The 15,801-nt window shown below is 41.0% G+C and carries 15 protein-coding genes; 13 read left to right on the top strand and 2 right to left on the bottom strand.

Going from position 1 to position 15,801, the window contains the following annotated elements:
- Positions 1-398 precede the first annotated feature (398 nt).
- The 7 genes from ABID99_RS10740 to ligD all read left to right on the top strand — a co-directional run bounded on the left by ABID99_RS10740 (position 399) and on the right by ligD (position 6,788).
- Positions 399-773, top strand: a complete 375-nt coding sequence (locus tag ABID99_RS10740) for a hypothetical protein (protein WP_373613683.1) — start codon at positions 399-401, stop codon at positions 771-773.
- Positions 774-1,238: 465 nt separating this feature from the next.
- Positions 1,239-1,406 carry a hypothetical protein gene (locus ABID99_RS10735; RefSeq protein ID WP_175489945.1) on the top strand — a complete coding sequence of 56 codons (168 nt, stop codon included), beginning with the start codon at positions 1,239-1,241 and terminating at the stop codon, positions 1,404-1,406.
- 49 nt (positions 1,407-1,455) lie between these two features.
- Positions 1,456-2,067 (top strand): DUF2652 domain-containing protein, encoded by a 612-nt coding sequence (locus ABID99_RS10730; RefSeq protein ID WP_373613682.1) that lies wholly within the window; start codon positions 1,456-1,458, stop codon positions 2,065-2,067.
- A gap of 37 nt (positions 2,068-2,104) precedes the next feature.
- Complete coding sequence (locus ABID99_RS10725) at positions 2,105-3,112, top strand: bestrophin family protein (protein WP_090525865.1); 1,008 nt, start codon at positions 2,105-2,107, stop codon at positions 3,110-3,112.
- 56 nt (positions 3,113-3,168) lie between these two features.
- On the top strand, positions 3,169-4,170 hold the full coding sequence (locus tag ABID99_RS10720) for a hypothetical protein (protein WP_090525866.1): 1,002 nt from the start codon (positions 3,169-3,171) through the stop codon (positions 4,168-4,170).
- 24 nt (positions 4,171-4,194) lie between these two features.
- Entirely contained in the window at positions 4,195-4,647 is a 453-nt protein-coding gene (locus ABID99_RS10715; protein WP_090525867.1) for a carboxymuconolactone decarboxylase family protein, read from the top strand.
- A gap of 65 nt (positions 4,648-4,712) precedes the next feature.
- Positions 4,713-6,788, top strand: a complete 2,076-nt coding sequence (gene ligD, locus ABID99_RS10710; protein WP_373613681.1) for a DNA ligase D — start codon at positions 4,713-4,715, stop codon at positions 6,786-6,788.
- Positions 6,789-7,006: 218 nt separating this feature from the next.
- Here the strand turns inward: ligD and ABID99_RS10705 are convergent, their stop codons facing one another.
- On the bottom strand, positions 7,007-7,624 hold the full coding sequence (locus tag ABID99_RS10705; RefSeq protein ID WP_175489946.1) for a DsbA family protein: 618 nt from the start codon (positions 7,622-7,624) through the stop codon (positions 7,007-7,009).
- Positions 7,625-7,936: 312 nt separating this feature from the next.
- On the opposite strand from ABID99_RS10705, the gene ABID99_RS10700 reads away from it, so the two are divergent.
- Genes ABID99_RS10700 through ABID99_RS10685 form a run of 4 tightly spaced genes read left to right on the top strand, consistent with a single transcriptional unit; the run spans position 7,937 to position 11,217 of the window.
- Positions 7,937-8,503: a DUF2652 domain-containing protein gene (locus tag ABID99_RS10700; RefSeq protein WP_090525869.1), complete on the top strand. Its 567-nt coding sequence runs from the start codon at positions 7,937-7,939 to the stop codon at positions 8,501-8,503.
- Positions 8,504-8,535: 32 nt separating this feature from the next.
- Positions 8,536-9,546, top strand: a complete 1,011-nt coding sequence (locus tag ABID99_RS10695; RefSeq protein ID WP_139159943.1) for a hypothetical protein — start codon at positions 8,536-8,538, stop codon at positions 9,544-9,546.
- Between the two features lie 42 nt (positions 9,547-9,588).
- Positions 9,589-9,927, top strand: coding sequence for a YciI family protein (locus ABID99_RS10690; RefSeq protein ID WP_090525871.1), 339 nt, complete (start codon positions 9,589-9,591; stop codon positions 9,925-9,927).
- A gap of 45 nt (positions 9,928-9,972) precedes the next feature.
- Positions 9,973-11,217 carry an RNA polymerase sigma factor gene (locus ABID99_RS10685; protein WP_176628997.1) on the top strand — a complete coding sequence of 415 codons (1,245 nt, stop codon included), beginning with the start codon at positions 9,973-9,975 and terminating at the stop codon, positions 11,215-11,217.
- Here the strand turns inward: ABID99_RS10685 and ABID99_RS10680 are convergent.
- Complete coding sequence (locus ABID99_RS10680; RefSeq protein ID WP_373613680.1) at positions 11,210-11,713, bottom strand: hypothetical protein; 504 nt, start codon at positions 11,711-11,713, stop codon at positions 11,210-11,212. The genes ABID99_RS10685 and ABID99_RS10680 overlap by 8 nt on opposite strands.
- Positions 11,714-12,014: 301 nt before the next feature.
- Here ABID99_RS10680 and ABID99_RS10675 point away from each other — a divergent pair, with 301 nt between their 5' ends.
- Complete coding sequence (locus tag ABID99_RS10675) at positions 12,015-13,619, top strand: sigma 54-interacting transcriptional regulator (protein ID WP_229701521.1); 1,605 nt, start codon at positions 12,015-12,017, stop codon at positions 13,617-13,619.
- A 77-nt stretch (positions 13,620-13,696) separates the two neighbouring features.
- Positions 13,697-15,775 (top strand): sigma-54 interaction domain-containing protein, encoded by a 2,079-nt coding sequence (locus ABID99_RS10670; RefSeq protein WP_373613679.1) that lies wholly within the window; start codon positions 13,697-13,699, stop codon positions 15,773-15,775.
- Positions 15,776-15,801: the final 26 nt, after the last annotated feature.

Below are 15,801 nucleotides of genomic sequence, written 5' to 3'. Positions count from 1 at the left end.
CTTTTGAGTAGGATTTTTTTGCGTTGAATTATGGCTGGGACAGAACATCTAAAAAAAGACCGGTAATTGATTCCTTTATTTTAAAAAATATATTTTCGGTCTGGACAACTTGCGATGCCTGCCAAACGCTGCTTTTCAAGTATATCCCTGCCACATATAATAACATTCAAGTTTCGTATTTAATCGTCCAATCGTAACGCTCTATTTCGTCAATCCAACCCGTTTATTGTCGAAATAAGGTCTATAACTTTACTATGAACACACGCTTAGTCTGAAAATCAATATTTTAAAAACTGGCATCGGTCTTGTCTCGCTCTCCCTATAATGATAGCTTAAACACATTTGGTTTAACTACAATTCCAACAAACAAAATAATTAACCCTCAAAAAATTAAAAAGATGAACAGCGAACAATTAATTGAATTAACCCGCCAGCTAATTTATCATGCAACGCATTTTGATGTAGAATACGTTAATAAAGCTTATGCTGATAAATTACTTATTGTAAAAGTTGACGAAGATGGTGTCGTTGACACTATGAATAAAGAACAACTCATGGCTTTCATAAAGCAAAACAAAGATTTAAACACCGAACCATTATCTACTAAAACCGAATATCACTACGCTGTATGTGATGGGGATATGGGTATGGTTGTAATTACGCGTGAATTGGTTTTTGATGGAAAATTGAACAGAAAATATTTTACAGTGATTTGGGAATATCTATCAGGCAGATGGCAGGTTGTTAAAGAATCGGCAGTGGTTCGTAATTAATAAATCACAACCACATTCTACCTCATATTATCTTCCGTCTTCCGACCGCAATGGCCTATACAGGTCTCCATTATCAAACAACCAACAGCGTACTGTCTTGCTGTTGGTTGTTTGAGTTTTAAAACATATTTCCGAAGCCTATCACTTTCCTGGCCGTGAAAAGCCCGCCGTTTTAATTCGCTTATCACGGGTGTAAAAAAGCTTTCGATTCCGCCTTGCTTCTCTCAAGGCCCTATCCTCTCCTTCAATACGCTGTATTTGGTGTAACATCAGCATGTTCGGCGAAATAAGGTGCAATTAAAACTCAACCAAATCAACAAACAACTCAAAACCAATTAATTACCAGATGGCACAAGGCTTGCAAAAAGTAAAAAGCCGTCTCGCTGATGATTCAGAACATCAATACAGACTGAGCAAGGCGATAAATAAGGCTGGCAACAATTTAAACATTAAAAAAACATCAACATGGGAAACTGGCTATTCGGATCGCACAGCGATCCTCACAAAAAGAACGATCAATCAGAAGAAATGGCATCAGAAGGTTACGATCCAAATGAAGAAAGCCTTGAGGAAGGAGGCGAATATATGGACGACTCATTAAGGATGGTTGAACAGCCGCTTCAGGATGAATAAAGCGATCTGAATATATATCCACATAAAATCTAATTAAAACATTGAAGGAATGAACGAAGATCATAGGGGAACCATTTTTATTGTAGATATCAGCGGCTATTCAAAATTTGTTACCGAGACGGAGAATGAAGCAGGAAGCCTGATTGTTTGCAGTCTGTTTGAGTCAATTATTGATGCCAACCGGCTTTCATTCAACATTTCAGAAATTGAAGGTGATGCTATACTTTTTTACAGTCATGGCCCGGTTTTCCCTGTTAAAGAAATCCTTTCACAATTTGAACTTATGCTCGAGGCATTTAAAAACAGGCTCAAAACCTTTAAAGAAAGTTTTCCGCAAACCAGCTTTCTTTCAATTAAACTGGTGGTGCATTACGGGGTGATCGGGAGATTTGCTGTTGGGAGTTATTCCAAACTATTCGGTCAGGCTGTTGTAGAAGCGCATAGGCTTTTAAAAAACGGCATTGATACGCATACCTACGCGCTGATCACTAAAGAATATTTCAACGAACAGCGACAAAACGATTTTATGCTACCAGACGAAGCCACCGAGGTTTGTGAACTATATGATGTTGGCCGGCTTTGCTACACCTATTTCCCGTTCAATACCGGTCCGCTCCCATTATACCCGCAGGATTTAAACCTCGGGCAAACAGGCACCTAAAACCATAAAACTTCATTCAAAACAATCATCTATCAATATGCACGCCGGAAAATCATATAAACTGCCAGAGTTCCTGGTTTGGACCAGACGAAAAATATACAAGCTTTTTGTGCTTGGCCTTATACCGGTCATCCTTTATGAGGTGCTGGGGTTTAAATGGCTTGATATTCCCTGGGCTATTATAGGATTGGTGGGTACAAGCGCCGCATTTATAGTTGGTTTTACTAACACGCAAACTTACCGGCGTACCGACGAAGGGCAACAAATGTGGACCAGCATATTCAGTCAAAGCCGGGCATGGGGACTTATCAGCCGCGATTTTTTTAATAATCCAGAGAAAAGCAAACTACTTATTTATCGCCACATTGCCTGGCTTACGGTTCTGCGTTATCAGCTAAGGGAAGAGCGCATTTGGGAAAGCGTTGGTAAAAAGCACAACGCCGAGTACCAACAATACTATACCGTACCCGAATGGAAAACGCCACTTGAGAGTGAACTCATAAATTATCTTCAGGACGATGATTTGAGGCACATCATCAATACCAATAATAAAGCCACCCAGATTATGGCCTTACAAAGCGGAACTATTAAACAATTGTATGAACAAGGCGAAATTGCCGTGCTACAATTTGTAGAAATGGAACGCGCCATCCGCGATTTTTATACGCAGCAGGCTAAGGCTGAGCAAATAAAAAACTCACCGTATCCCCGTCAATATGCCATTATCAATACCTTTTTTGTCTGGCTGTTTTGCATCATCCTCCCTTTTGGCATGCTTAAGGATTTTGATCATCTCAATAACGAGGTGCAAGGTATAATGAAAGGATACATGGTTTGGTTAGTGACACCGTTCAGCACGCTGATATCATGGATCTATACATCTCTTGAACAGGTTGGCGAAAGCACCGAAAACCCGTTTGAAGGCAGTGCTAATGACGTACCCATTTCGCAAATGAGCCGGAGCATTGAAATTGAATTAAGAGAGTTTTTGGGCGAAAAAGATCTGCCAATCGAATTAACGGCTCAAAATAACATTGTAATGTAAGCGATACCTGATTTAAAACTCTGAAACATAATTAATGAACCTAAAATAAATTAAAGATGGAAACATTAAACATGGAAATTAAAAACACGGCACCTGTTTTAACCAATCTTTTACAGATTGTAGAAAGCGGTTTGCTTTCAGAAAACATTTACCTCACACTTACAGACGAAGGTTCAGAACAATCTTTATCCGGCTTAAGGATAAACAAACTGGGTGTTACCGAAGCACCAATCCCTGAAATCCTAAAGCTTTTAGGTATCCGCAGTATCACCTTAAATGCAAGTCATGATTTTACCGAGCTGTCAAAACTAACGGTAACACTACCACCTGCGGAGGTTGAACAATACTTATGGACATTTTTCAGGGATGAAACTGTTATTGCCGAACTACGCTCATTATTTAGCAATTGCCGCACTATTGCTTTTGATGATTGGGCAGCCATCACAGGTGCCTCTAACCTTTGGAACGGTTTATTGGCTGAGGTTATAAGGCCACTGGGCAAGAAAGATCTTGAATTTATCTTTTACCTGGGAGATCCCGGGAATAAACTTTCCTTCCAGGTAGATGAGGCAATCGATCTTATCAGCGAGTTTTCGCACCATGGCCAGGTAACCTTTGCCCTTGATGCAAGCGAGGCGATGAAGCTATGGATGGTATTGAACGGTGTAAACCCCGATACTCCATTAGAAGGGCAAACCCCGTCCGATCTTAACAAAAAATACTTCTCCATTTATAGAACGATGGACGTTAGCCGCCTGTTGATATACTCAGCCGACAATGCAATATTATTCTCAAGCGATCAGCAATTTGTACTTAGTCGAAAAAAAGTTGAGCATCATATTGAAATAAGCGCAAACGCAAGGCAAGATTTTATTGCCGGCTTCAGCATTGGCTTGTTAAAGCACCTTGACATTGCTCATTGTATAGCACTCGGTCTTATTGTATTTGGCTGCTACGGCGAATTTAACTCACAACCCGGTCAGCAAGATCTGTCGCTATATATCCAAAACTGGATCAAAGATCTCGAAAAACCCGATAGCATACACCTTTACGAATAAATAACAATCTTAATTTAATTATCAATGGAACAAAGAATCGATCTATTTGCCAAAGGGGCAAACACACTTAAATCGCTCTTTCAGGCTGGAGCTTACCTAAAACATTCTAAGATAGAAGCACCGCTTCAGGAACTGATTTTTTTCAGGGTATCCCAAATGAATGGCTGTGCTTATTGCCTGGATATGCACTCAAAAGATGCCCGCGCGCACGGTGAAGCCGAGCAGCGTTTGTATGGAGTAAGCGCATGGCGCGAAACACCGTATTTCACAGATCGTGAGCGTGCAGCTTTAGGCTGGGCTGAGGCCGTAACTAAATGCGACGTGTCCGACAGTGTTTACGAACGTGTAAAACCTCATTTCACCGATGAAGAGCTTATCGATCTTACACTCGCTGTTACAACCATTAACACATGGAACAGGTTTAACCTTTCCTTTCCACAGGTTGCAGGAACTTACCAGGTAGGTCAGTTTGGTTGATCAACCTTTTGCATGGGCCGGGCTTTACCAGCCCATGCAAATTTCAGCAAACAGCCAACACAACCATGACAACCACCCAGAATCTTGATATGGATAAGAACCCCGCTTTTAACGATGAAAAACAACCAGGGCAATTAACGTTAGATGAACTGCTGGCAAACGCTCCCTTAGCAACGTTGCCGCCGGATTTTAAACCTATGAAACCGACTCTGGTTGATGCTCCTTTTAACGATCCCGACTGGCTATTTGAAAACAAATGGGATGGTTACCGGGCAATTGCCGTTATTAATAAACATAACACCAAACTGCTTTCACATAACGAAGTTTCATTTGCCAAATACTATCCCATTATTGATGTACTAAATACATGGCCATGCAATGCAGTTATTGATGGCGAGATAGTAGTAATGGGTAACGACGGAAAAACCGATTTTGGAGCTTTGCAAAATTGGGAAAGTGAAAAAGACAGTACACTGGTATACCAGGTATTTGACATCCTATGGTATGAGGGCCGCAATCTGATGGGGTTACCGTTGAAACAACGGCAGGCAATTTTAAAGTATATTATACTACCGGGCAACCATATTATCCGCCGAAGCATACCTGTACCTGATAATGGAACAGTTCTGTTTGCAAATGCCGAAAAGCACGGCTACGAAGGTATAGTTGCCAAACGTGCCGATAGCGTTTACACGCCAGATAAACGCTCAAAAGCCTGGTTAAAAATAAAAGTACAGCGCAGGCAGGAAGTAGTTATAGGTGGATTTACTAAAAACAAAAGCACCATCAAACCATTCAGCGCTTTACCATTGGGCGTTTACGAAAACAACAAATTGCGGTTTGCTGGAAAAGTTGGAACGGGCTTTTCGATAGACTTGCAAACCAAAATGCTGCAAAACTTTACGCAATATATTACTGATACCAATCCTTTTGATACTGAAGGCACAAGCCAGATATCACCGCTAAATAAAAGGGTGCCGGGCGAAACATTTACCTGGCTTAAACCCAAGCTGATATGTGAAGTTAATTTTGCCGAGATCACTAAAGACGGGCTTTTAAGGCAGGCATCATTTAAAGGGATGCGCATTGATAAACAGGCCATTGATGTAATTTTAGAAACACCTAAAGATATCATTGCAACCATAGCCGGTGAAGAAAGTAAAGGGAGTACTTCTCTATCATCTGATCAGCCCCCAGCAACCACTTTTATTCCGCGGGGCAACGATTCGGCAACAATTAATTTTAACGGATCCGAATTGCAGTTTACTCATCTTAATAAGATTTACTGGCAACAGGAAATGGTGACAAAACGGGACATGCTTAACTATTATATAGCTGTTGCCGAGCATATGCTCCCCCATCTCTACGGCAGGGCGATGTCATTAAATCGCTTTCCTGATGGTGTTGGCGGCCCGCATTTTTATCAGAAAGATGTTACAGGCAGGGCCCCTGCCTGGGCTACCACTTATGCACACGATACAGCCAAAGGTGAACATCATAATTATATAGTAGGTAGCGATATTTCGAGCCTGTTGTGGATGGCCAGACAGGGCTGTATTGAGATAAACCCATGGCTAAGCCGTGTTAACTCACCCGAAAATCCTGATCATTGTGTGATTGATCTTGATCCTGACGAACATAATACTTTCGATCAGGTAATTGAGGCGGCGCTTATGGTAAAGAGAATAGCTGATATGCTTGGCATTCCTTCATTCCCAAAAACATCCGGATCAACCGGCATCCATATCTACATTCCACTGGGCGGGGGATATACTTATGAACAATCGCAGGTGCTTGCTAAACTCATCGTATCTGCCGTTAACAAGGAGTTACCTCATTTTACTACGCTTGAAAGAATGACAACTTCCAGGCACGGCAAAATGTACCTTGATTTTCTACAAAACCGGCCTGAGGCTACTATAGCCGGTGTGTATTCGCTCAGGCCTAAACCAGGTGCAACCGTTTCGATGCCGCTACATTGGGATGAAGTTAAACATGGACTAAAAATGCGTGATTTTACCATTTTCAATGCTATAGACCGGCTTAAAGAAACCGGCGACCTTTTTAAAGGGGTATTAAACAACGGCATTGACCTGCTCAACACAATTCAAAAAGCAGAGAACCTGTTTGGTAACCATTGATTTATGACGACGTGCTAAATAAAATATATTAAAGGACAGCTTGCCACCCGCCGTAACGAAGATGACGGGTGCCAGCTTATCGAGGATGTTGTAATGGGTATGCACTTTCCACCCGTTCGTGCATAAAACAAACCTACGCCGGCATAGCATAGCTATGCAAACCGGTCAGCAACGCGATAAGTCGGCGGGCGGTAACACCTTTAACTATATCTGATTTATCAATCACTAATCCTTTTCATCAGCTCTGCAAATACCGTCACCGGCTGGGCACCGGTTATTGAATACTTTTCATTGAATAGAAAAAAGGGGATTTTGCCAATGCCTATACGTTGTGCCCGGTGTTCATCGGCCCTTACTTCGGCCGAATAGTTATCACTTTCCAAAAGTGGTTTCGCATCAATACCAATTTCAGAGGCCAGCGTGATCAATTGTTTTTTACTGCCGATATGTTTTCCCTCCTCAAAATAGGCTTTAAAAATCCTATTATTCATTTCCACTTCTTTACCCTCATCTACAGCAAAATGAATTAGCCTGTGTGCATCAAAAGTATTTGTTCGGATCACTTTATCAAAATCGATGATCAATCCTGCTGCCTGGCCAGCGGCTGCTATAGTATCTATTGTTTGCTTTGCTCTTAGTGGAGATAATTTATATTGACGCGTTAAGGTGATATACTGTGTTTCATTATTATCAACCGCTATTTCCGGATCAAGCTCAAAGCTACGGAGCACAACGTTTGGCTGCTCACCGGCATGTAGCTTAATAGAGTTTTCTAAATGCTTTAAACCGATATAGCAATAAGGACATGCCACATCAAACCAAATTTCAATTTTCAATACTTTATGTTTAATCTAACTAACAACCAATATGACCGGATTGGACAAGATTTATAATATTTTATTTCATACCTATAAATCCTATCTTCAATAATTGTCCATATTTAATTGTACTGACCTCATTTAAAACACCATATTTCGTGACTTCTACTACCCGTCGTCGAAATGAAGTATAAAGCCAACCCACAAAACAAGATAAAACACTAACCAACAACACGTTAATACGTGGCATCTACATTGTCAAATTCATGCTCAAATACAGCATTCTAAAGTGTCGTAAAGTGTTGTTTTATAAAATGAACCGATTACACCATGGAAAAAGATTTAAAAGGCAATATCTTTATTATTGATATCAGCTATTATATAAACTATATTGAAGATATCGATAACGAGATACGCGCATGCATTATTGATAAATTATTAAGATCTATAATCAGGGCTAATCATTTATCCTTTCTGATATCAGAGATAGAAGACGATACCATACTCTTTTTTCGCTATGGACCAGCCTTTCCGGTTCGGATAATTTGGGGACAACTGGAAGCAATTCTTGCCTCGTTTAGCTGCGAATTGGATTTGCTGAAATATTATGTACCTGCAGCCCATCAGCCATCTGTTAATATCGTTATACACTATGGTAACCCTGGTAACTTTTCAAAAAAAGAGCGCTCGGAGTTGCAGGGAACTATTATAGCCGGTCCTTATAGTTTGTTAAAAAATAAAACGGTACTGCATACGCATGCCTTAATTACAAATCAATACCTCGAAGCGCAAGTACAGGAAGCAATACCTACCGAAGGCCGGGTTTGTGAATTATACCATGCAAGTACGCCTCGCAATTTGTCGCTGCAAATTGGCAGCTTTTCAAAAACAGCATAAGCCAACCGCAATTATTAATGCTAAATATTAAAATGATGCAAGCGTTTGAGATGGAAATTGTGAATTCGGCCCCGGTATTATCAGCACTTGTTGAAACGATAAAACAGGCGGGCAAATCAAAAAACACATACCTGCTATGTGAAAAGCAAAGAAAAATGACGGACTCTAAACTTCACAAAACATCACCAAATTCATTAGGAATAAAGGAATTAACGTTACCAGTTTTTTTTAAAAAATTAGGTATCAAAAGCCTGATGATGTGCAATGGCTATGACCTGTCATCATTAACCAAATATGAGTTTATTGTTTTAAACGAAAATAAATGCGAAAACTCCTGGCATGACATAAGAAATGACCAGCTAATTGCCGACCTGCATCTCCTGTTCAAAAAATGCAGGGCAATAACTTTTAACGATTGGACAGATCTGGTAGGCGCGTCGGGCTTGTTGACAGGGCTATTTGACGATGTGATAAAACCGCTTAATAAATCAAACCTCGACTTTATTTTTTATTTGGACGATCCAGGCAAAACCCTTTTTTATCAGATTGATAACATCCTTCAAATAGTCAGCAAATTTGGTGTTAAAGGTAAAGTTACTTTTGTACTTGATGAGTTTGAGGCGGTTAATCTTTGGATGGTACTCAACGGTGAAATGCCCAATACAACATTCAATATCAATACGCCTTATGGTTTAAAAAAGAAGTGCTTTTCCATATTACGCACTATGAACATCAACCGCTTGCTCATCTATTCGGTAAATAGCGTGATCCTGTTTTCAGAAGACCAGCAATTTATATTTGCACGAAGAGATTTTGATCAGATAGCCGAAATTGCCGCTGATGCAAGGGATAAATTTATTACCGGCTTTAGTTTCGGATTACTCAGCAAGCTTGATATTCAGCATTCTATAGCACTTGGCCTTATTATGCTTGGAGTGCAAACCGAAATGAATATCTCCGCCGACACTGCGCAACTTCTTTTGTACATAGAAAAATGGCTTGCCGATCAGGATCAAAATAATGATAAATATTTGTACCAGTAAATACCGACTTTTGTTTAACCATCAAATCATAGATAAAAGATTATGAAAGAATTTCTATTTCTGTTTAGAAGGGATTACAAAACAGCCGAAAACCAACCCACTCCCGAAGAATTAAAAACGCATTTAGAACATTGGCAAACCTGGTTTGACGAGCTTGCAAAAAAAAATATACTTGCCAGGCCAACTCAGCGCTGGGATGGCGTAGGAAAAGTTATTGAGCGGGGTAAAAGTACTACCAATGGCCCATTTGCCGAAATTAAAGAATCAATAGGCGGAATGATCATCATCAGGGCGCTTGATTATGATGAAGCTGAAAAAATTGCACAAGGCTGTCCTATTTTTGAACTTAACGGTTCGGTAGAGATCAGGATGGGATTATAAACTAATGAGGCTGACGAAGATGATTGTATACAGGGCGAGGATTTTATGAATAAACCGGATTTAATTCCAAACCTTTTCCGCACCGAATATCAAAAAATAGTATCGGTGCTCATTTATCTATTTGGCATCGAATATATTGAAATAGCTGAGGATATTGTAAGCGACACCTTTCTTTCAGCAACCGAACTTTGGGCTACAAAAGGGACCCCCGAAAATCCAACAGGTTGGCTCTATACCGTAGCAAAAAACAAAACCCGCAATTATATTAAACGCCACAAGGTTTTTGAAGAGAAACTGGTTGCGGCGTTGAAAACAGAAGAAACTGTAAGTAAAGAAATCGAGGTCGATCTATCTGTTAAAAATATAATCGATAGTCAGTTGGCAATGATCTTTACTGTTTGCAATCCGGTTATATCAAGCGATTCGCAGGTGGCACTCGCTTTAAACCTGCTTTGCGGCTTTGGCATTCAGGAAATTTCGGCCGCTTTTTTAACCAATAAAGAAGTAGTATACAAACGGATAAACCGGGCCAAAGAAAAGCTCAAAGAAGCCAAAATAGCGATTGAACAGCCATCGCTTAGCCAGATCACCGCCCGGCTTGATAGCGTTTTAAAAACCCTTTATCTTTTATATTCTGAAGGATACTACTCTACCTCACAAAATATTCTGTTGCGCAAAGATCTTTGTGAAGAAGCCATGCGCCTCACTTTATTACTTGCCGGCAACAACACAACAAACACGCCTGAAGTTAACGCGCTACTGGCCCTGATGAGTTTCCACTCCTCCCGCTTTGATGCCCGGTTAAGCGATGCCGGCGACGCTATCCTATACCAGGATCAGGACGAAAATTTATGGAACCAGGAATTGATTGAAACGGGCTTATATTTTTTAGACCGATCGTCGCGCGGCGACCATTTAAGTAAATATCACTGCGAAGCCGGAATTGCCTATTGGCACACCCGCAAAGCCGATTCGCCTGAAAAGTGGGAGAATATCCTACGGCTGTATGACCAGCTATTGCTTATAGAATACTCCCCTACCGCCGCGCTTAACCGCGTTTTCGCACTATCAAAAGTAAAAGGAAAACAAAAAGCCATTGCAGAGGCAGAAAAACTAAACCTTACAGATAACGTTTTTTACTATTCGTTACTGGGAAACCTGTATACCAACGTTAATGATAGTAAAGCATTGAGCAATTACAAAACTGCTTTGAACCTTTCAGCCTCAAATACCGACAAAGCTACGATTCAAAAAAATATCGAACTTTTAAAAATAAAGATGGCTAATTAAGTCTACCGCCATTTTCGAAATGTCTTTTAGTTATTAAAGAAATTGGCAAACCAACCAGTACCAAGTGCCAGATAACGCTGATGACAACAGCACTTAACTCTACCGGAGCCGGTTGAATTTTGCTAAACGGGATAATTACCAGGTTCATGAACAGCCAAATGGCAATCCCCAGTAAAAGCCCCGAAATAACAGGCCATTTTCTTAACGGGCTTATTACAGGGTACAGGTAAAAATAAACTGCGGCGATAACGAATGCTATCATTAAATGCAATAATGTACCGATAATAACCGTGGTGGTGCCTCCCGAAAATGCTTCAGCGCCATAAATCGCGCTCGCGATGTATTGCATAACCTGTGCCGGGCTCAGTCCCAGCTTGAAATAAAATACTACCGATGCTGCCATGCTATCCAAAATGCCGGCAATGATTCCCGCTGTTAATATTGTGCGGGCAGCACCTATTTTTTGTTCGGTGTCTGCCAGGATGTTTTGTCTCATATCCGTTTTAGTTGAATTGAAAACCTAACAACAACCGACATTTTATTTTTGGACAACCGCATTGTTTTTTTCACGACGAATTTCTGCCCGGGCTACTTATTTCAGATGCAGCAGAAGGAATATAGCTAAAAGGAGTTAGGCGTTATTTGGTGGCAGAAGTCACAGCCGGGCGGTATTTCGTTCGTGTGCTATACCCCTTATCCCATCAATACACTTACCATTAAGCGTTTATCATAACTGGCATAGTTTTATATAAATCCAAATTGGCTTTTAACCTTTCGGTAAAGTCATTTTAAATTATATGAAAGATACAAGTACCGAATATTTCACAGACGATATGATCACAGTGGCAGAAGACATGGAGGCTGCTGAACCTGTAACCGAACAAGAATGGGAAACCACACTCCTGCTTGATTTTGGTAACGCAATAGCTGCCGTAAGGAGTAAGGAAGATCTTTTTGATACCGTAAAGTTGTTTTTGCGAAGATTAAATATACTTCGGGGATATGCCATCAGAATGATTAACGATGATGGCAAAACCATGAGTACCTATGTACATGACCGTGCCGTTACCACTCCTGATGATCCCCTGATACTTGAGGTGGCCAAAGCGCGCTATCCTATTAAAGATGGGATACAGGATAGGGTGTTAAATAGCGACACACCCGTTTTTTTAATAGTTGATGAAGAGATTGCGCGAGGCCACGATGCAGGGTATCTGCATTTTTGGAAAAGTGTGGGCTTTGTAAAAGTAGCCGGAATGCCTTTGCAAACAGCCTCCCGAAAATGGGGTATTTTATGGCTGGCCATGGAAGAAATCAACATTCAGCTTGTTGAAAGCCTTTGTTCGCTGATATCAATTGCCATATCAAACATCAAAACCAACGAACAAATCCTCATTCTTAAAGAAAAACTGGAACAAGAAAACCAATACCTTAACGAGCAGCTTAGCAATAGCTATAGTGCCGAAATTGTGGGGCAACATCCTGCAATGCACAATGTATACAAACTCATATCTCGGGTTGCGGGTGCAAGCTCTTCGGTATTGATACTGGGCGAAACCGGTACAGGAAAAGAACTTATTGCAAGGGCCATACATCAGGCTTCTCCCCGAAACAACAAATTAATGATCAAGATCAATTGTGCGGCAATGCCGGCAAACCTCATAGAGAGCGAACTCTTCGGTCACGAAAAAGGATCGTTCACCGGCGCGTTTGAACGTCGCATAGGCAAATTTGAACAGGCACACAACAGTACGCTATTTTTAGATGAAATAGGTGAGCTCCCGTTAGAGTTACAGGTAAAACTATTAAGGGTTATCCAGGAACGTGAGTTTGAACGGATAGGCGGAAAAAACACCATTAAAATTGATGTAAGGATAATAGCAGCCACCAACAGGAATCTTGAAGAAGAGGTAGAGGCCGGCAGGTTCCGTGCCGATCTTTATTACCGTTTAAATGTTTTCCCCATTCAGCTACCGGCCTTAAGGGAACGCAAAGAAGACCTTATTCCCTTAGCCAACTTTTTTATCAGCCGCTACAGCAGGCAAACCGGCATAGCGGTAAAAGGCATGACTGCCGAAGTAGCCCGCACTTTGCAAGACTATGACTGGCCGGGTAATGTACGCGAACTTGAACACTTGATTGAACGCAGCATCCTGCTCACAAACGATAACAAGCTAAGAGACGTTCATCTTCCGGGAATTAAAATAGATCAATCTGTTCAAGACGACGCTCCGCCATTAACCATGGAAAGCAGGGAGCGCTATCACATAATTGGCACGTTAAAACGCTGCAGCGGAAAAATAGGCGGCGAAGGCGGAGCCGCCGAGATATTAGATATTCCGTCAACCACACTTCATTCAAAAATGAGAAGGCTGAAGATCACAAAAAAAGAATACAAGTAACATCCCCTTTTTGACGGCGAACAGGGTAAAAAGGGATCTTAGACAAATAAAAAAAAGAAAAAGGAGGCTAAATGCTAATGGAAAGTGAAGACGAACGGGACGAGATAATACTTTTGTTAAAATGCGAACTGGCAAAAGTTAAAACGCAGGCGCAATTAATGGTAGCGATCGACAAAACCTTAAAAAAACTGGTAAACTTTAGCCAGGCCACATTGCTGTCATGCCAGGAAGATGAAAGTACTTACCGGATCTTTTTTATGGATAAGGCCTCTGGTGGCTCTACTGGATATTCAAGCTATAATGAGATTATATCCTGTTCGTATTCGTTTTGCGACGATTTATCCGGGTTTATTTCAAAAGCTGATAAAGCACAAATTTTCGATATCCGCACATTTAACTTAGCCGTAGCACCTCAATGGCTTAAGTTAAACTACGCGTCGGGAGCCCGTGAACTCATTGTAAAAAACCTGCCCGGTGCCGGGGATACTAAACATACTCTTATCCTCTTTGCAGATAAGTTAAACTCGCTTACAGATACACATATACAGTATGTAGAAACAATAGCAGGGCAAATCGGCAAAGCCATTAATAACATCGCTGCCCACGAAGCTGTATTATACAAAGAACACAACAAAGCATGCCTGCTTAAATTTGCTACTGACCTTGCTGCTGTCAAAAAAAAGGGGGATCTGGAAGCCGCTATTTTTAATATTCTGGATCAACTTATAGGCATAAAGCTATCTATGATCAGGCTAATAGAAGATGATGGAATTACTTTAGTTCCTTATCTATATGATAAAAACGCCGTTTTTAAAGATGAAGAGCTATTTAAACAACTATTGGCAAAAAATATAACTATCGACGAACCTATTTCGGCCAGAGTACTGGATAGTGATGAGCCCGTTATATTTAATATCGAAGCTGAGCAAAAGAGTGGCAACAGCAGCCCGTATATAACCCTTTGGAAAAAGGCGGGTAAAAAACATATGTACGGCGCCCGTCTATGTATTGGGAATGAAAATATAGGAACACTTTGGCTGTTGATAAACGAACTGAATACCCATCTGTTGAAAGGCCTTTGCTCACAAATATCGGTAGCCATATTCAACATCAAAGCCAACGAACGGTTATTGGCCTATCAAAAGCAACTGGAAACGGAAAATGATCATTTGAAAGAACAGATCAAAACCATCCACAATTTTTCGGAGATAATTGGTATCAGCCTGCGAATGCAAAAGGTTTACCAGTTGATGTCGCGGGTGGCCGATTCAAATTCAACAGTGCTTATTTTAGGAGAGACCGGTACCGGGAAGGAACTGATTGCGCGTGGGATTCATGACGCCTCGCCCCGGAAAAACAAATTGATGATAAAAGTAAACTGCGCTGCTCTTCCGCCCAATCTCATCGAGAGCGAGCTTTTTGGTCATGAAAAAGGATCGTTTACCGGTGCTTTTGAACAACGGATAGGCAAGTTTGAGCTGGCCAATAACAGCACTTTATTTTTGGATGAAATTGGTGAACTACCGCTGGAGCTGCAGGTCAAATTACTCCGTGTTATCCAGGAGCGGGAGTTTGAACGCGTAGGCGGAAAAAGCACAATAAAAGTTAATGTGAGGATAATAGCAGCAACTAACCGCAACCTGGAAAAAGAGGTAGTGGCAGGTAAATTCCGATCTGATCTGTATTACAGGCTTAATGTATTTCCAATCAATTTACCATCATTACGTGAACGGGTCGAAGACATACCCCCATTGGCAAACTTCTTCCTCAATAAATATAGCAGGCTTACAGGATACAAAGTTGGCTCAATAGCACCCAAAGTTTTGCAGCAATTGAAATCGTATTTATGGCCGGGAAACGTACGGGAGCTGGAGCACATTATTGAAAGAAGCGTTTTAATGACAACCGGCAACGTATTGCGGGAGGTACATTTGCCAAACACAAAACAAAGCGATAACCAGGCCATCCCCCATTTTAATCAAACTATCGAGGAGATGGAACGAAACCATATTATTAATATCCTGAAACAATGCGAGGGCAAAATTTCAGGAGCGGGCGGTGCGGCCGGGGTATTGGCTATTCAACCAACCACCCTGCATTCTAAAATGCGAAAATTAAATATCGCTAAAAGGGAATACATGAACCATGCACAGTAAGCTAATAGAAAAAAGGGATTCACTAT

Source organism: Mucilaginibacter sp. OAE612 (assembly GCF_041806395.1).
Classification (GTDB): Bacteria; Bacteroidota; Bacteroidia; order Sphingobacteriales; family Sphingobacteriaceae; genus Mucilaginibacter; species Mucilaginibacter rubeus.
The sequence above is the reverse complement of the archived record's forward strand: the minus strand, read 5'-3'. Positions and strand labels throughout refer to the sequence as shown.